The following is a 16,219-nucleotide window of genomic DNA, read 5'->3' on the forward strand; positions in this document are numbered from 1 at the left end:
GGCGGGTCTCATACGGGCCCTCGAAGGGCAAGCGACGCCGGCCGTCGCGGCAGGCGCTCGGGCTGGCGAATACTACGCCGCTCCGCGGCTCCGCATCCGCCAGCCCGAAGGTGCACCAATGAGCGACGCGGCGCTCGAGGAGCGCGGGCTCGATCGCAGCCGCATGGCCTCGATCGCGGCGGCGATCGGCTGCATCACCGCGGTGGGCGTCGGGCTGTCTCTCTCCGTGCCGCTCCTGTCGCTCGAGATGGAGCGCATGGGCGTCTCCGGCGCCGGCATCGGGGCGAACACCGCGATCGCGGGGCTCGCGGCGGTGATGGTGGTGCCGTTCGCGCCGCGGCTCGCCGCGCGCTTCGGCGTCGGCGCGCTGCTCTGGACGGCGGTCGCCGTCGCCGCGGCATCCATGATCGCCTTCAAGCTGTTCTTCTCCTTCGGCGCCTGGTTCCCGCTGAGGTTCGTCTTCTCGGCGGCGATCGGCGTCCTGTTCGTGCTCTCCGAATTCTGGATCAACGCCATCGCCCCGCCTGCCCGGCGCGGCCTCGTCAACGGCGTCTACGCGACCGTGCTGGCGCTGGGCTTCGCAGCGGGCCCGGCGGTGCTCGCCCTCGTCGGCACGAGCGGCTGGCCGCCCTACATCGCGGGCGCGGCCCTGATCTGCGTCGCGTCGCTGCCGCTCCTCCTCGCACGCGGCATGTCGCCGGCGATCGGACACGGCGGCGGGCGCTCGGTGAAGGCGATGATCGCGATCGCGCCGGTGGCGACGCTCGCGGCGCTCGTCTTCGGCGCTGTGGAGACGGGGGGCTTCGCCATCCTGCCGGTCTACGGCGTGGCGCTCGGGCTGACGCCGGAGAGCGCGGCCTTCCTGGTCTCGATCGTGGCGCTCGGGAACGTCGCGCTGCAGATCCCGATCGGCCTCCTGTCGGACCGGGTGGACCGGCGCCTCCTGCTTCTGGTCGCCGCGCTCGTCGGCGTCGCGGGATCGGCGGCGATGCCGCTGGCCGCGGGAGACCCGATCGCCTTCCCGGCCCTGCTCTTCGTCTGGGGCGGCGTGGTGGGCGCGCTCTACACCGTCGGCCTCGCCCATCTCGGCGCGCGCTTCACCGGCCCGGACCTCGCGTCCGCGAACGCCGCCTTCGTCATCCTCTACAATGTCGGCATGATCGTGGGCCCGCCCGCGATCGGCGGGGGCCTCGACCTCGTGCGCCCGCATGGCTTCGCCTACGTGCTGGCGTTGATGTTCGCAGCCTATCTCGTGCTGATCGTGGGGCGGATGGCGTCGGCGCGGGAGTGAGACACGGTCACTCGAAGCCGTCGCAGAGCTCGATCGGGTAGCGGCCGGCGAGGAAGGTCTGGACCTCCGCGAGCCGGCCCGTGAAGCGCCGCGCCGCAGGCTCCGGAACGGCGAACTGACCCGTGAAGAAGGAGGGGCTCGGCGGCGATGCCCGAGCGAGCGCCCGCGCGACGCGGCAATCCGCGAAACGCTCCACGACGTCGTCGCCGCGCTCGAGAGACGCGATGAGGCGCAGGACGTCGACCGCGGCCACCATCGGGAAATCTTCCTGCTCCAGCATGTGGAACGCCACGTCGTCCGCCTGCAGCTCGCGATCTTCGGCGGCGCTGAACGGGGAGAGATCGAGCCCCGCGACCTGCATGGCGTGCGCCGCTTCGTGCGCGACGATGAAGAGCGCGCTCGCGCCCGCCGTATGGGCGAGCCGGACCGCGACGGGATCGGCCGCGAGGCCGGCGTTGATCCGCGCGTAGCGCTCGGCCGAGACCCCGAGCTCGTCGAGAGCGGACCGCAAGGGAAGCGGCGCGCGCGGAGCGCGTCCGCGCAGCTCGTCCGAGCAACGGCGCTCCTGAGCGTCGCGAAGCTCCGCGTACTGGCGGTCCTGGATGTCGGCAATCCGCGCGAACGCGCCGAGCTCGTCGACACCCAGCGCATACAGGATCCACGGCTGGCTGAAGAAGAGCTGCAGCTGCGGATACAGGATCGGCACGCCGACCCGGTCCTCGTGCCGTACCTCGGGGGTGCGCAGACAGGGACCCTGCAGGATCTCGAGAGGATAGTCCCTCACCGCCTCGGCATAGGAGGGGCCGAGGTGGAGCGCGATGCCGGGCTTGATGTTCTCCTCCCAGACCGGCGCCAGCTCGGAAAGGATGCGCCGAAGCTCGCGCTCCGCATCGGCCTGCGTCTGCGCGGGCGCGGGCGTCGACGCGACCGCGAGGAACAGGATGAACGCGAGCCTGGCGATCACGGGGCGAGTTCCTTGGTGACGAGGTTCTCGACACGGCGATAGGAAAGCTCCTGGGAGGCGGTGAGACGGTCCCTCGCGACCTCGCCGCTTTCGACCCTGCAGTAGACGATCAGGTCCGCCGGATCGCTCACCATGCGGACGATCTGGTGGACCAGGTTCCCCCGCATCGCCCCGTCGGTCTGGAGGTAGCGAACGAGGATCTGCCCCACCTCCTCTCGGCTGGGCGCGCCGGGACTGCCGGCGTCGGGGACCGCGTTGAGGGCGCCCACGAACAATTGGAGCGTCTCGGGATACCCGCCGTCGGCTCCCGAGGTCCGCGCATAGGTCAGGTCGGCGCAAATGCCGCCACGCGGCAGGCCGGGCGGCTCGATCGCCGACGGGACGAAGAGGAGCCCAGCGATGAAGCCGGCGCCGACGAAGATCATCGCCAAGCCGGGCGACGCCTTGATCGCAGGAAGCAGCCCCTCGAGAAATCCGCCCTGTGCGCCCTCGTCGTCGCCGGATGCCGGTGCGCTGCTGCGGCGAAGAGCCTTGTAGAAGACGAGGATGATGCCGGACGCGATGAGCAGCACGCCTGCGCCGAGCGCGGTGCGCAGAATCAGGTCGTACATCGCCAGCGACATCGTCACAGCCCCCAGTAGGGATGCGAAGATGAACCACCGAGCGGGTTCTTGCAACAGGGGCGAGTATCGCCGCCGCCTCGGCTTCGCTGGCAGCGGTCGCGCCGGTCGCGCCCGTATCGCATTCCGCCCTTGACCTTCGCGCCGCGATCCCGCATAGACACGCGACTTCGGCCGGGCTCGCCCGGCCTCTTCGTTTTGGCGGCTCGAGCGTGGCCTTTCAGGCGCGCGCCATGTGGCCGCATCGAGCGCGCACGAGGACGATCATGGCCAAGGCCGTCACCATCAAGGTCAAGCTGCTGTCGACCGCCGACACCGGCTTCTTCTACGTCACCAAGAAGAACACCCGCACGATGACCGAGAAAATGTCGATGCGGAAGTACGACCCGGTGGCGAAGAAGCACGTCGAGTTCAAGGAGACGAAGATCAAGTGAGACCGCCGGGCCGCCTCGCGCGGCTCGCACTCGCCCGATCTCGACCCGAAAAGGCGCCCCTCGCGGGCGCCTTTTTTCGTGTCTCACGTCCCTCGAGGTTTCGCACGCGTCGTCGGCGCGGCGGCGGCCGGGTCCTCGGGCCAGACGTGCCTGGGGTAGCGCCCGCGCATCTCGGCGCGCACGGCGGCCCAGGAGCCGCGCCAGAAGCCCGGCAGGTCCTTCGTCACCTGGATCGGGCGGTGCGCCGGCGAGAGCAGCTCCAGCACCAAGGGCCGCCGCCCGCCGGCGAGCGCCGGGTGCGTGTCGAGCCCGTAGAGCTCCTGCACGCGGATGGCGATCGCCGGCTCCTCGCCCTCGTAGTCGACCGCGACCGACGTGCCGGTCGGCGCGCGCCAATGGGTGGGCGCCTCGGTCTCGAGACGGCGCGCGAGCTCGTAGGGCAGGAGCGCGCGCAGGCCCTCGATCACGTCCGAGGCCTCGATCTGGGCGAGCGCGGTCTTGCCCGACAGCATCGGCGCGAGCCAGGTCTCGATCGTTTCAGCCAGCGCGTCGTTCGAGACGTCCGGCCACGGTTCGCCCTCGGCCGCGCGCAGGAAGGCGATGCGGCGGCGCAGCTGGGCGGCGGCCTTCGACCAGGGCAGCGCCTCGATCCCGAGCTTCGCCACCCCCCGCGCCAGCACCGCGGGCGTGTCGGGGTCGTCGGCCAGCGGGATCGGGCGCTCGGACAGGATCACCGATCCGATCCGCCGCGCGGCGCGCCCACGCACGGCCCTGGCTTTCACGTCGAAGGCGACCTCGTCGCGCGCGCGGATCCGCTCGGGGAAGAGCGCCTCGATCTCCTCGGGCGACAGCGCCGCAGCGGCGAGCACCCGCGCCGATCCCGCCGCGCCGGCGATCTCGGCGACGGCGAGAAAGGGCTCGCGGGCGAGCGCCAGATGCGGCTCCAAAGCCGCGCCGCGACCGTTGGCTAGGACGACCTCGCCGGGCCTGCCGCGGGCGCGGGCGATGCGGTCCGGATAGGCCAACGCCACCAGCGCGCCGACCGAGAGGCCCTCCGGCGCGCGCGGGGCGATACCCTCGCTCGCCTGCGCGGCCCACGAGCGGGCGAGGCGGCGCATGTCCTCGGCGCGCCCACCCTTTTCGCGCGCGACGCGGTCGAGCCGGTGGGCGAGGTCGACGTCGTCCCCGCCGAGCCCGCGCTCGACGAGGAGCGCTGCGACTTCCGCCGCGCGTGAGGCCTCCCCGCGCTCGGCCGCGCGGATCGCCATCGCCGCGAGCCGCGGCGGCAGCGGCAGCGCCCGCAGCCTCGCCCCGAGCGGGGTGAGCCGGCCGTCGGCGTCGAGGGCGCCGATCTCGGCGAGCAGCGCGCGGGCCTCCGCGAGCGCCGGGCGCGGCGGGGCGTCGAGGAAGGGCAGCGTCGTCGGGTCGGAGACGCCCCAGGCGGCGCAGTCGAGGACGAGGGAGGAGAGGTCGGCGGCGAGGATCTCCGGCGTCGCGAAGGGCTGGAGCGCCCCCGTCGCCGCCTCCTCCCAGAGCCGGTAGCAGACGCCCGGCTCCGTGCGCCCGGCGCGGCCGCGACGCTGGTCGGCGGAGGCGCGCGAGACGCGCACCGTCGCGAGCCGCGTGATCCCGACCGCCGGCTCGTAGACCGGCACGCGGGCGAGGCCCGAATCGATCACGACGCGCACGCCCTCGATCGTCAGCGAGGTCTCGGCGATGGCGGTGGCGAGCACCACCTTGCGCCGCCCCGCGGGCGCGGGAGAGACCGCCCGGTCCTGCGCCCCGCGCTCGAGCGCGCCGTAGAGCGGCGCGATCTCGACCGCGGTGTCGCGCACCCGCTCGCGCAGGATCTGCTCGGTGCGGCGGATCTCGGCCTGGCCGGGCAGGAAGACGAGGAGCGAGCCCGTCTCCTCCGAAAGCGCGCGCAACGCCGATGCGGCGACCGCCTCCTCGATGCGCTGGCGCGGGTCGCGGCCGACATGGCGCGTCTCGACCGGGTAGGCGCGGCCCTCGGATGCGATCACCGGCGCGTCGTCGAGGAGCGCCGCGACCCGCGCGCCGTCGAGTGTGGCCGACATCACGAGCAGCCGCAGGTCCTCGCGCAGGCCGCCCTGGGCGTCGCGGGCCAGCGCGAGCCCGAGATCGGCGTCGAGCGAGCGCTCGTGAAACTCGTCGAACAGCACCGCCGCGACGCCCTCCAGCGTCGGGTCGTCGAGGATCATGCGGGTGAACACGCCCTCGGTGACGACCTCGATGCGCGTTCTCGCCGACACCCTGGTCCCGAGCCGGACGCGCAGGCCCACCGTCTCGCCCACGCGCTCGCCCAGCGTCTGCGCCATGCGCTCCGCGGCGGCGCGGGCGGCGAGGCGGCGGGGCTCCAGGACGATCAGCTTTCCGCCAGCGGTCCACGGCTCGTCGAGGAGCGCGAGCGGCACGCGCGTCGTCTTGCCCGCCCCGGGCGGGGCGACGAGCACCGCGCTCGACCGGTCGCGCAGGGCGGTGGCGAGGTCGGCGAGGACGGCGTCGATGGGCAGGGGCGTGTCGAAAGCGCGCATGCGGCGGGTGATGGCAAGGACGGCGGCCGCGCGCAAGCGGCCACCTCCCGCCAAAGCGATCGCGGCGTCCCTGCTCCGCGCCGTCCCGCCGGCTGACGACGGGCGTTCGCGGTCAGCCCTTCCGCGCTTCCTTGTCGAGCTCCGCCTTCGAGGGCGCGACCTTGTCCGAGCGGATGCCGGTCTTGTGCTTCTCGACGAAGTCGTCCGTGTCCGGCTGGTCGGTGCGGGACTCCGCCTGCGTCTGGCGCTCGTTGTGCTGGCGCAGCTGGTCCTGGCCGTGCAGCTCGTTGTCGCCCATGCGCTTTCCGGCGAGCTCGTCCTCGCGGGTGACGTTCTCCGGCACGTCCGCGACGTGCTCCGCGTGCCGCGTCGTGTCGTGCCCCATTCCCTTGCCGGCCTTGGCCATGGCTCTCTCCTTCGCGGTTCGTCGTCGTTCGCAGGGGCAACGGTCGGGGCGCGGGTGGGGTTTCTTCGGGGAGGGCGAGGGCGCCGTCGACGGGACGATCGGGTGCACGGGGGGGGCGGCCGAGGAGCGGGACGGTCGGCTCCCGGCGAAGTGCCTTGTCGAGCTCGTAAAGAGGGTGTATGCGCCTCTCCATCGCTACCGATGGAGGTTCGGTCGTATGAACGACAGTTCGGTCGCGCGTATCGGTGTGGACGGAGGACGCGAGCGCGCGTCGGCGGATGCGCCCGCGTCGTCCGAGGCATCGCGTCGGCAGAGCGTGCTGGAGGCCTTTGCCATGCCGGCCGACGACTCCCACGACGAGGCTGTCGATGCATTCATCGACGCCGTTTTCGAGGAGATCCTGGCGCAACATCGTGAGAGCGAACGGAGAGAGATCGAGTGGTGACCTTCGGCCGCTTCTCGCCCACCGAGCGCCGCGTCCGGGTGATGTCAGCATCTGGATCTCGGCTGTCGCGTGTCGCTTGACAGGTTACGTGTCCGGCGCTATCGTGAGGCACTCTGGACATGATCGACAGCTTTATTCACAAAGGTCTGAAGGAGCTTTTCGAGACCGGCGAGACTGGAAAGGTCGATAAGCACCTGCACGCGAGGATTCTGCGACGGCTCGATGTGATGCATAACGCGAAAGATACGAAAGACCTGAATGTACCTGGCTTCGACTTTCACCCGCTCAAGGGGTACAAGCCGACGAGATACTCCGTTCATGTCAACGGCCCATGGTGCATCACTTTCGAGTTCGAGAACGAAACGGCCACGAGGGTCGACCTCGAACAATATCACTGATCGATGAGCCTCGTTGGAACGGAAACACCTCAGATGGCGCAGCTCGCTCACCGCCCCGACCGGGCGCCGACCCATCCCGGCGCCGTCCTCCGCGAGGACGTGCTTCCGGCGCTCGGCCTGACGGTCACGGAGGTCGCCGGGCATCTCGGCGTCACGCGACAGCAGCTCCATCGTATCCTGTCGGAGCAGTCCGGCATCTCCCCGGAGATGGCGCTGCGGCTCGGCAAGCTGTGCGGCAACGGCGAGGGGCTCTGGATCCGCATGCAGGAGACCTACGACCTCTGGCATGCGCGCCGCAAGCTCGGCGACGCACTCGATCGCATCCCGACGCTGCGCGCCCAGATGGCTTGACGCGGAAGGCGGGCGTTCGCCCGCCTGATCCCCCTCACAATCCCCCCATCGCCCGCACGATGCCCCACTCCTCCTGCGTCACCGGCTGCACGGAGAGGCGCGAATTGTTGACGAGGATCATCTCGGCGAGCCGCGGCTCGGCCTTGATCGCCTCGAGCGTCACCGGCTTCGGCAGGGGCTCGACGGCCTTGACGTCGACCATGCCGAACCGGCCCGAGGCGTCGGTGTGGTCGGGGTAGTATTCCCGGATCACCTCGACGACGCCGACGATCTCCTTGCCCTTGTTGGAATGGTAGAAGAAGCCGCGCTCGCCGATCTTCATCGCCATCAGGTTCTGCTTGGCGACGTGGTTGCGCACGCCGTTCCAATGGGTGCCGGCCTCGCCCGCCTCGACCTGCTGCTGCCACGACCACACGTCCGGCTCGGACTTGTAGAGCCAATAGGCCATCGTCTTCTCGCCCCCGTCTCGTTCTTCTCAATCCTCGGCCTTCAAGGGCCGGCTCATCAACGTGTCCATCGTCTCCGCGAGGCTCGCGCGCCCCGCGACCAGCGCGGCGACCGCCTCCGCGACCGGCATCTCGACGCCCCGCGCATGCGCCATGGCGACGAGCGCCTCCGCCGTGAAGGCGCCCTCGACGAGCTTGCCGCCCGCGGCCTCCTCCACGGACAGGCCCCGGCCCAGGCGCTCGCCGAAGGCGAAGTTGCGCGACTGGCCGGAGCCGCAGGTGAGCACCACGTCGCCGAGCCCCGAGAGCCCCATCAGCGTCTCGGACCGGCCGCCATAGGCGCGGGCGAAGCGCATGAGCTCGGCGAAGCCGCGGGCGGTGAGCGCGGCCTTGGCGCTCTCGCCGAGCCCCCGGCCGATGGCGGCCCCGCAGGCGATGGCGAGCACGTTCTTCGCCGACCCGCCGATCTCCACGCCGCGCAGGTCGCGGGAATGATAGACCCGCAGCGCCTTGCCCGAGAGCCGCGCGGCGAGCCGGGCGGCGAGGCCTTCCTGCGGCGCAGCGAGCGTCACGGCGGTGGGCAGCCCGCGGGCGACGTCGTGGGCGAAGCTCGGGCCGGAGAGCGCCGCCACCGGCGAACCCGGTCGCAGGTCCGCGACCACGTCGGAGAGGAAGAAGCTCGTCGCCCGCTCGATGCCCTTGGCGCAGATCACGAGGGGCGCCTCGGGCGCCAGGACCAGCGGCAGCGCGGTGGTCACCTCGCGCACGGCCTGGGCCGGCACGACGAGGAGCGCCGCGTCGCAGGCGGAGAGGTCCGGGAGCGCCGAGGTCGGCCGCACCGCATCGGGCAGCGCGACGCCGGGCAGGAAGCGGGCGTTCTCGCGCGTCTCGCGCATCGCGCGCGCATGGTCCGGGTCGCGGGTCCAGAGCACCACGTCGCAGCCGGCCGCCGCGGCGGCGTTGGCGAGCGCCGTGCCCCAGGCGCCGGCGCCGACGATGCCGAGCGGGGCGCTCACGGCGTCTTCTCCGTGGCCGCCTCCGCAGCGTCCGCGACGGCGAGCGGCCAGCGCGCCCGCGCGGGCGCGTCGAGGCCGTCGATGAGCCCGAGCCGCAGCCGCTCGAGCCCGGCCCAGGCGATCATCGCGCCGTTGTCGCCGCACAGCGACAGCGGCGGCGCGACGAGGCGCAGGCCCGATTCGGTGGCGAGCCGCTGCAGCCCGCGGCGCACCCCGCCGTTCGCCGCGACGCCGCCGGCGACGACGAGCGCCGAGGGCCGCGGGGCGATCGCCTGGAAGGCGCGCAGAGCGATGCGGGTGCGGTCGACCACGACGTCGACGATCGCGGTCTGGAAGGACGCGCACAGATCCGCGACGTCCTGCTCGGAGAGGGGCGCGATGCGCTCCGCCTCGAGCCGCACGGCCGTCTTCAGCCCCGAGAGCGAGAAGTCCGGCGTCTGCCGGCCGATGAGCGGGCGCGGCAGGGCGAAGCGCTCGGTATCGCCGCTCTTCGCCATCCGCTCGACCTCGGGCCCGCCGGGATAGGCGAGGCCGAGCAGCTTCGCGACCTTGTCGAAGGCCTCGCCGATGGCGTCGTCGATGGTGGCGCCGAGGCGCACGTAGTCGCCCACCCCGCGCACGGCGAGGAGCTGGGTGTGCCCGCCGGAGACGAGGAGGAGCAGGTAGGGAAAGCCGATCCCGTCGGTGAGGCGGGCGGTGAGCGCGTGCGCCTCGAGATGGTTCACCGCGATCAGCGGCTTGGCCGAGACCAGGGCGAGCGCCTTGGCCGTCGTCAGCCCCACGATCACCCCGCCGATCAGGCCGGGCCCGGCGGCCGCGGCGATGGCGTCGACGCCGGAGAGATCGGTCCCGGCCTTCGCCAGCGCGCGGGCGACGAGGCGATCGATCACCTCGACATGGGCGCGCGCGGCGATCTCCGGCACCACGCCGCCATAGGCCGCGTGCTCGGCGATCTGCGAGAGCACCTCGTTGGAGAGCACGGCCCCGCGGCCGTCCTCGGCGAGGCCGACGACGGCAGCCGCCGTCTCGTCGCAGGTCGTCTCGATGCCCAGAACCCGCATGTCTCGCCCTCGATCCTCGCCCGAATCCCGCGGTCGCGCCGCGTATCGTGCCTTGTCCGAACTTCCGCGATCAAGGCGGGGCACCTATAGTCGCCGCCCGCGACGAAGGAAACGCGCGAGACGGAGAAAAGACCACCATGGAGAACGGCGCGGCGCGCAAACCCGGCGCGGCTTTCGTCATCGGCACGCGCGGGAGCCCCCTCGCGCTCGCCCAGGCCCACGAGACCCAGAGACGGCTCGGCGCGGCCCTCGGGCTGGAGCCGGAGCGCTTCCCGCTCGAGATCATCAAGACGTCCGGCGACATGATCCAGGACCGCGCCCTCTCGGAGGCCGGCGGCAAGGGCCTGTTCACCAAGGAGATCGACCAGGCCCAGCTGGAGGGGCGCGTCGACGTCACCGTCCATTCCGGCAAGGATCTGCCCAACGACCTCCCGCCGGGTCTCGTCATCGCGGGCTTCCTGCCGCGGGAGGACGTGCGCGACGCCCTCATCTGCAAGGGCGCGTCCTCCTTCGCCGACCTCCCCGCCGGGACCGTCGTCGGCTCCGCCTCCTTGCGCCGGCAGGCCATGGTGCGCCGGCTGCGCCCGGATCTCGAGGTGGCGCTCCTGCGCGGCAACGTCGGCACCCGGCTCGCCAAGATCGAGGCGGGGGAATACGGCGCGACGCTGCTCGCCATGGCGGGGCTCAACCGCCTCGGCCTCGCCCACCACGCCACCGCCGCGCTCTCCGTCGACGAGTTCCTGCCCGCCGTGGCCCAGGGCGCCATCGCCATCGTCGTGCGGGAGGCGGACGAGAAGGCCCGCGCGGCCGCCGAGGCGATCTGCGACCGCGAAGCGATGATCCAGGTCGCGGCCGAGCGCGCCTTCCTCGCCGTGCTCGACGGCTCCTGCCGCACGCCCATCGCCGGCCACGCCACGATCGAAGGCGACCGCATCCGCCTGCGTGGGCTCGTCCTGCGCCCCGACGGCTCGGAGAGCGTCGGCGGCGAGGGCGAGGCGCCCCTCGCGGACGCCGCGCGCCTCGGCGCGGAGGTGGGGCGCGATGTCAAGGCCCGGCTGCCGGCTGGCTTCTTCGGCTGATGGCGGGCGCCCGGGCCGCGCCGCGCGTTCTCGTCACCCGCGCGGAGGAGGACGGGCGCCGCACCGCCGCCGCGCTGGAGGACATGGGCTTCGCCCCGCTCGTCGCGCCGCTGATCGCCACCCGCGCCACCGGCGCGGCCCCGCCGCCGGGGCCGTTCGACGCCGTGCTGATCACGAGCGCCAAGGCCGCGCCGTTCCTGTCCGAGGCGCCGGTCGACATCGTCGCGGTCCCGGTCTTCGCGGTGGGCGCGCGCACGGCCGAGGCGGCTCGGGCGGCGGGGGCGCAGGAGGTGCGAATCGCCGAGGGCGACGCCGTCGCGCTCGCGCGGCTGGTGGCGGCGAGCCTGCCGAAAGGGGCCCGGCTCTTGCATGTCGCGGGTGAGGATCGCAAGCCGGAGCCGGCCGAGAGCCTCGCGCGTGCGGGATACGACGTCGTCGCCTGGGCCGCCTACCGGGCCGCGCCGACGCCGTTGTCCGAGGCGGCGCGCGCGGCGATCGCGTCGGGCGCGGCGGGCGGGGCGCTGCACTATTCGCGGCGCAGCGCGGAGCTGTTCGTGGCGGCTCTCGAGGAGGCGGGGCTCGCGGACCGTTTGCCGCAGCTCGTCCACGCCTCGATTTCGCCCGATGCGGCCGATCCTCTGCGGAAGGCCGGGGCGACCCGGGTTTTCGTCGCGCCGCGGCCCGAGGAAAGCGCGCTCCTGCGCACTTTTGCGGACGCCGCGAGCGTGGCCTTTGGAGCAGAATGGCCGCAGGCGCGTTGAACCAATGCTAAGGTTCGGCGTGCCAACGACCGCTGCGACGGTGTAGACCGATCCCCGCCGCCGCGCGTTCGCGTGGCGCGACCCCGTGGCCCGCCGCCGCGCGTCCTGCGCGGCGCGACCCTGTGGAAGGACGACGTGACGAAGAGACCCTCCTCCAAAGCGGGCCGTTCCGCTCGGTCCAAACCCGCGCGGTCCAAGCCGGCGACTTCGCAGAACCGACCGACCCCGTCCGCGGCGGAGGCGCCCGAATCGGCTGCGCCCGAGACGGATGCGCGCGAAATCACGTCCGAGGTAGAGAGCATGACCGCGTCCGAGGCGGCGTCGCCGTCGTCCGAGCCGAACACGATCATCGTCACCGACGAGGCGCGCGTCCTGCCCGCGCCGCCGGCCGCGAAGCCCGCGGGAGAGACGGCCGAGCCCCCCGGCGAGACCGCACGCGAAGCGACGCCGGTGGCCTCGGTGCCGGCCGTCGCGGCGAGGCCCGCTGCCGAGCGCACGCCGGAGCCGGAGCCGGTATCCGAGCCCTCGCCCGAGCCGCTCGCGACCACGGCGCCGAGCGGCGGCGCCGACGAGCTCGCCGCGGCCGCCGCGCTGGAGGATCGCCCCGGCGCCCCGCCTCTGCAGGAGCGCGGCGGCACGACGGGCGCGCTCGCGGCCGCGATCGTCGCGGCGCTCGTCGTCGCGGGCGTCCTCGTCGCCTACGACCTGTTCGCGCGCCCCGGCGCCGCCGACACCACGGCGCTGGAGGAGCGCCTCGCCGCCGTCGAGAGCCAGGCCCTGGCCGCCCGGGACGCGGCCTCCGAGGCGCAGGAGACGGCGTCGGGCGCCGTCGAGGCCGCGCCGGACGAGGAGCGTCTCGCCTCCCTCGAGAGCCGCATCGCCGAGGTGGCCGAGACCGCCCAGGCCGCGCGCGAGACCGCCGGGGAGGCGCCCGCCGCGGAGCGCATCGCCTCGCTCGAGGAGCGCGTCTCCGCCCTCGCCACGCGCCTCGACGAGGAGATCGCCCCCACGCTGCAGGGTCTCCAGCAGGAGATCGGCCGCATCGACGAGGCGACCCAGGCCGCTGAAGGCGCGCGCCAGGCGGTCGAGGCGGCGCAGGGCGAGATGACGTCGCTGCGCGAGGCCGTCGCCGCCGAGGCGCAGGCGACGCGCGAGGCCTATCTCGCCATCACCGCCGCGAACGCCATCGTCAGCGCGCTGCCGGCGGGGACGCCCTATGCCGGCGCCCTCGACACGCTGCAGGCGGCCGGCGTCGAGGACGCCATCCTCGAGGATCTCGCCGTCTTCGCCGAGACCGGCGCGCCCACGGCGGAGACGCTGCGCGCCGACTTCGCCGCCGTCGCCCCGGACATTCGCCGGGCGCTGACCCCGGAGGATCCGACGCAGGACGGGGTCGGCTCGTTCTTCGAGGGGCTGTTCTCCCGCGCGGTGCGGGTCGAGCCGGTGGACGGGCTCGAGGCGCCCGGCGATCCCGCCATCGATCCCGTGGCGGACGTGGTGCGGGCTCTCGCGGTGGGGGACCTGGAGGCCGCCCATGCCGCCTTGCAGGCGCTGCCGGAGGACGCGCGCGCGGTCTCGCAGGCTTTCGGGGACCGGCTCGCGGCGCGCATCGCCGCCGGCGAGGCGGCTCGCGCCGCCATGGACCGGGCCCAGGCGGCGCTCGCTCCGCAGAATTGACAAGGTTGGGCGGCGCTCGCGCCGCAAGAGTGATAAGGACGGCGCTCGCGCCGCAGGCTCGATCAAGGAAGACAGAGACATGTGGCGCGTTCTCTTCTATCTCGCCGTCGTCGCCGCCCTCGCCGCGGGGGCGATCTGGCTCGCCGACCAGCCCGGCCGGGTGGCCTTCGTCTGGCAGGGGGTCAGCTATTCCGTCGGCCTCGCGGTGGCGGCGGTGCTGCTGGTGCTGCTGGTCTTCGTCTTCCTGCTCGTCGAGGCCGTGATCCGCTGGCTGTTCAAGGCGCCGGAGAAGATGGCCGAGGCCTCCGTCAACCGGAAGCGCCGCAAGGGCCTGCTCGCGCTCTCGCGCGGCATGGTCGCCGTCGGCTCGGGGGACGAGGGCGCGGCGCGCCGCTACGCCCGCGAGGCGCAGAAATACCTGCGGCCCGACGAGCCGCTCGTCCTGCTGCTGCGCGCCCAGGCGGCGCAGATGGCGGGGGACCGCGACGACGCCGAGAGCGCCTTCCGCGCCATGGCCGAGAACGACGAGACGCGGGTGCTCGGCCTGCGCGGGCTCCACGTCGAGGCGCGCCAGCGCGGCGATCGCGACGCCTCGCTCGCCTACGCGCAGGAGGCCGCGCGCCTCGCGCCGGCGGCGACCTGGGCCAACGAGGCCGTGCTCGAATCGCACGTCGCCCGCGGCGACTGGACGGCGGCGCTCGACGTGGTCGAGCGCCGCGCCGCGCTCGGCCTGATCGACAAGGCCACCGCCAAGCGCCACCGCGCCGTGCTGCTCACCGCGGACGCGCTCTCGCGCGGGGAGAGGGACGAGGAGCTCGCGCTCCAGAAGGCGAAGGAGGCGCTGCGCCTCGCGCCGGATCTCGTCCCCGCCGCGGCGCTGGCCGGGCGGATCCTGTCCAAGCGGCTCGAGCTGCGCAAGGCGGCGAAGATCCTCGAGACCGCGTGGAAGACCACGCCGCATCCCGAGATCGCGCAGGTCTACACGCATCTGCGCATCGGCGATTCGACTCACGACCGCCTCCAGCGCGCCGAGAAGCTCGCCACCCTCTCCACCTGGTCCGTCGAGGGCCGCCTCGCGCTCGCCCGCGCGGCGCTGGACGCCCGCGAGTTCGCCAAGGCGCGCCAGACGATCGAGCCGCTGGTGGGTGAGCGGCCGAGCGTGCGCGCCTGCCTGATGATGGCCGACATCGAGCGCGCCGAGCACGGCGCCACCGTGAAGACGCGCGAGTGGCTCGCCCGCGCGGTGCACGCCCCGCGCGACAAGGCCTGGGTCGCCGACGGCATCGTCTCGGACCGCTGGGCGCCGATGTCGCCGGCCTCGGGCCGCCTCGACGCCTTCCAGTGGACCCAGCCGCCGCAGGCGCTGGGCGCGGTGGGCACGACCGTGGTCGATGCGGTGGTCGGCGATCTCGACACGCGGCCGGACGACGCGCTCGCCGCCCTCGAGCCGCCGGTCTATCACGGCGCGACCCTCGCCCCCGTCGCCGAGGCGCTGCCGCCGCAGGTGGAGGAGGCGCAGATCGTCGCGCCCGCGCCGAAGTCGTCGGTGGAGCCCGCGCGGGCGCCCGAGCCGGCTCCGCAGCCCGAGCCGTCTCCGCAGCCCGCGCCGTCCCCGACGCCCGCGCCGGTCGTCGCGACGCGCGCGGTCGAGACCGGGGCCGAGCAGCCCGTGCGGCCGGCGCCCGCGCCCGCCGCGCCGTCCAGCTACGCCGCCCGGCTCGCGCCGAAGCCGGCCCCGCAGCCGCGGCCCGCGCCGCGGCCCGTGGCCGCGCCGGAGCCGCAGCCCGCCCCCGCGCCCGCGCCACAGCCGTTCGAGCCCGTGCGTCGGGAAGCGCCCGTCTCGACGGCCAAGCCGGCTCCCGCGCCTGCCCCGGCGCCCGCGCCGGCGCCTGCCGCCGCGCCCGTGCCTGCCGCGAGCGGACCCAGGGCGACGCCCGCCGCAGCGCCCTTCGTGGCGGACCGGCCGCAGGCGCGGACCGCGCCGGAGCCGACCGCGGAGCCCGCGCTGCACGCCGCCGCCTCGCCCGGCGCGACGGCTGCGTCGAGCGGAGCGTCGCCTGGCGCGTCCGAGCCGCTCCCGGCGCCCGAGGAGCCCGCCCGCGGCGCCTGGCTGCGGCGCGACACGGACGAGCTCTCCGCCGCCCTCGCCGCCGGGCGGCGGGTCGAGACGACGCCCGCGCCGCAGCCCGCCGCGCGCGTGGAGACATCCGTCGAGGCGCCGCACGCCGGCAACGGCGCGGCGGAGCCCGCCGCGACGGAGGAGGCGGAGGCCCCCGCCTTCGGTCGCCGCCCGCCGGACGATCCGGGTATCGAGGAAGAGCCCAAGCGCAGCCGCTTCCGCCTCTTCGGCTGAGGCGGCGCCGCACACGCGGCCGCGAAAAACCGCGCCGGAGGGGCGAAAACCGCTCCTCCGGCGCTTGCCAACCGCGCCGCCTCCCGATATGAGGGGCGCCTCGAAAGCCCGCGGCGCCCCGGCGCCACCGCTTTCCGCCGCAATAGCTCAGATGGTAGAGCACGTCATTCGTAATGATGGGGTCGGGGGTTCGAGTCCCTCTTGCGGCACCACTTTTTCAGATCCGTCGATGACTGGGCCTCACGCGCGCATCGGCGCGCGACCGGCGCGCGCCGACAGGGGCCCCGTTAACCATCCGCTAACCTCCCGCCCGCACCCTGAAGCCCAGGACGATCGCGGCGCGACCCAGGGACAGGCCTGAT

The 16,219-nt window shown here is 73.8% G+C and carries 16 protein-coding genes and 1 tRNA gene; 10 read left to right on the forward strand and 7 right to left on the reverse strand.

Going from position 1 to position 16,219, the window contains the following annotated elements; translation table 11 throughout:
- The first annotated feature begins 118 nt into the window (after positions 1-118).
- Positions 119-1,291, forward strand: a complete 1,173-nt coding sequence (locus tag ABL310_RS04235; RefSeq protein ID WP_349370459.1) for an MFS transporter — start codon at positions 119-121, stop codon at positions 1,289-1,291.
- 7 nt (positions 1,292-1,298) lie between these two features.
- Here the strand turns inward: ABL310_RS04235 and ABL310_RS04240 are convergent, their stop codons facing one another.
- Positions 1,299-2,255 carry a hypothetical protein gene (locus ABL310_RS04240; RefSeq protein WP_349370460.1) on the reverse strand — a complete coding sequence of 319 codons (957 nt, stop codon included), beginning with the start codon at positions 2,253-2,255 and terminating at the stop codon, positions 1,299-1,301.
- Complete coding sequence (locus ABL310_RS04245; RefSeq protein WP_349370461.1) at positions 2,252-2,878, reverse strand: hypothetical protein; 627 nt, start codon at positions 2,876-2,878, stop codon at positions 2,252-2,254. Before ABL310_RS04245 ends, ABL310_RS04240 begins: the two co-directional genes overlap by 4 nt.
- A gap of 263 nt (positions 2,879-3,141) precedes the next feature.
- Between ABL310_RS04245 and rpmG the strand changes: the two genes are divergently transcribed.
- The gene (gene rpmG / locus ABL310_RS04250) at positions 3,142-3,309 is read left to right on the forward strand and encodes a 50S ribosomal protein L33 (RefSeq protein WP_349370462.1); all 168 of its coding nucleotides are present in this window, start codon (positions 3,142-3,144) and stop codon (positions 3,307-3,309) included.
- An 83-nt stretch (positions 3,310-3,392) separates the two neighbouring features.
- Here rpmG and hrpB read toward each other — a convergent pair whose 3' ends face one another.
- Together hrpB and ABL310_RS04260 are read right to left on the reverse strand one after the other, a co-directional pair.
- Positions 3,393-5,864 (reverse strand): ATP-dependent helicase HrpB, encoded by a 2,472-nt coding sequence (hrpB, locus tag ABL310_RS04255; RefSeq protein WP_349371993.1) that lies wholly within the window; start codon positions 5,862-5,864, stop codon positions 3,393-3,395.
- Positions 5,865-5,976: 112 nt separating this feature from the next.
- Positions 5,977-6,270 carry a hypothetical protein gene (locus ABL310_RS04260; protein ID WP_349370463.1) on the reverse strand — a complete coding sequence of 98 codons (294 nt, stop codon included), beginning with the start codon at positions 6,268-6,270 and terminating at the stop codon, positions 5,977-5,979.
- Positions 6,271-6,487: 217 nt separating this feature from the next.
- Between ABL310_RS04260 and ABL310_RS04265 the strand changes: the two genes are divergently transcribed.
- The 3 genes from ABL310_RS04265 (at position 6,488) to ABL310_RS04275 (ending at position 7,464) form a co-directional block, all read left to right on the forward strand.
- Positions 6,488-6,715, forward strand: coding sequence for a hypothetical protein (locus tag ABL310_RS04265; protein WP_349370464.1), 228 nt, complete (start codon positions 6,488-6,490; stop codon positions 6,713-6,715).
- Positions 6,716-6,834: 119 nt separating this feature from the next.
- Positions 6,835-7,113: a type II toxin-antitoxin system RelE/ParE family toxin gene (locus ABL310_RS04270; RefSeq protein WP_349370465.1), complete on the forward strand. Its 279-nt coding sequence runs from the start codon at positions 6,835-6,837 to the stop codon at positions 7,111-7,113.
- 33 nt (positions 7,114-7,146) lie between these two features.
- Entirely contained in the window at positions 7,147-7,464 is a 318-nt protein-coding gene (locus tag ABL310_RS04275) for a HigA family addiction module antitoxin (RefSeq protein WP_349370466.1), read from the forward strand.
- Positions 7,465-7,498: 34 nt separating this feature from the next.
- Here the strand turns inward: ABL310_RS04275 and ABL310_RS04280 are convergent, their stop codons facing one another.
- The 3 genes from ABL310_RS04280 to tsaD are packed head-to-tail and all read right to left on the reverse strand — an operon-like array spanning position 7,499 to position 9,987.
- Positions 7,499-7,912, reverse strand: a complete 414-nt coding sequence (locus tag ABL310_RS04280; protein WP_349370467.1) for an EVE domain-containing protein — start codon at positions 7,910-7,912, stop codon at positions 7,499-7,501.
- 27 nt (positions 7,913-7,939) lie between these two features.
- Complete coding sequence (locus ABL310_RS04285; RefSeq protein ID WP_349370468.1) at positions 7,940-8,926, reverse strand: NAD(P)H-dependent glycerol-3-phosphate dehydrogenase; 987 nt, start codon at positions 8,924-8,926, stop codon at positions 7,940-7,942.
- Positions 8,923-9,987 carry a tRNA (adenosine(37)-N6)-threonylcarbamoyltransferase complex transferase subunit TsaD gene (gene tsaD, locus ABL310_RS04290; protein WP_349370469.1) on the reverse strand — a complete coding sequence of 355 codons (1,065 nt, stop codon included), beginning with the start codon at positions 9,985-9,987 and terminating at the stop codon, positions 8,923-8,925. The genes ABL310_RS04285 and tsaD overlap by 4 nt, the downstream gene beginning before the upstream one ends.
- Positions 9,988-10,124: 137 nt before the next feature.
- Between tsaD and hemC the strand changes: the two genes are divergently transcribed.
- The 5 genes from hemC to ABL310_RS04315 all read left to right on the forward strand — a co-directional run bounded on the left by hemC (position 10,125) and on the right by ABL310_RS04315 (position 16,069).
- The gene (gene hemC / locus ABL310_RS04295; RefSeq protein WP_349370470.1) at positions 10,125-11,066 is read left to right on the forward strand and encodes a hydroxymethylbilane synthase; all 942 of its coding nucleotides are present in this window, start codon (positions 10,125-10,127) and stop codon (positions 11,064-11,066) included.
- Positions 11,066-11,827, forward strand: coding sequence for a uroporphyrinogen-III synthase (locus ABL310_RS04300; protein WP_349370471.1), 762 nt, complete (start codon positions 11,066-11,068; stop codon positions 11,825-11,827). The genes hemC and ABL310_RS04300 overlap by 1 nt, the downstream gene beginning before the upstream one ends.
- A gap of 300 nt (positions 11,828-12,127) precedes the next feature.
- The gene (locus ABL310_RS04305) at positions 12,128-13,504 is read left to right on the forward strand and encodes a hypothetical protein (RefSeq protein ID WP_349370472.1); all 1,377 of its coding nucleotides are present in this window, start codon (positions 12,128-12,130) and stop codon (positions 13,502-13,504) included.
- A gap of 79 nt (positions 13,505-13,583) precedes the next feature.
- The gene (locus tag ABL310_RS04310) at positions 13,584-15,857 is read left to right on the forward strand and encodes a heme biosynthesis HemY N-terminal domain-containing protein (protein ID WP_349370473.1); all 2,274 of its coding nucleotides are present in this window, start codon (positions 13,584-13,586) and stop codon (positions 15,855-15,857) included.
- A 136-nt stretch (positions 15,858-15,993) separates the two neighbouring features.
- A tRNA-Thr gene (locus ABL310_RS04315) sits at positions 15,994-16,069 on the forward strand.
- The last annotated feature ends 150 nt before the right edge of the window (positions 16,070-16,219 follow it).

Origin of the sequence: Salinarimonas sp. (assembly GCF_040111675.1) — a bacterium.
Lineage (GTDB): Bacteria > Pseudomonadota > Alphaproteobacteria > Rhizobiales > Beijerinckiaceae > Salinarimonas.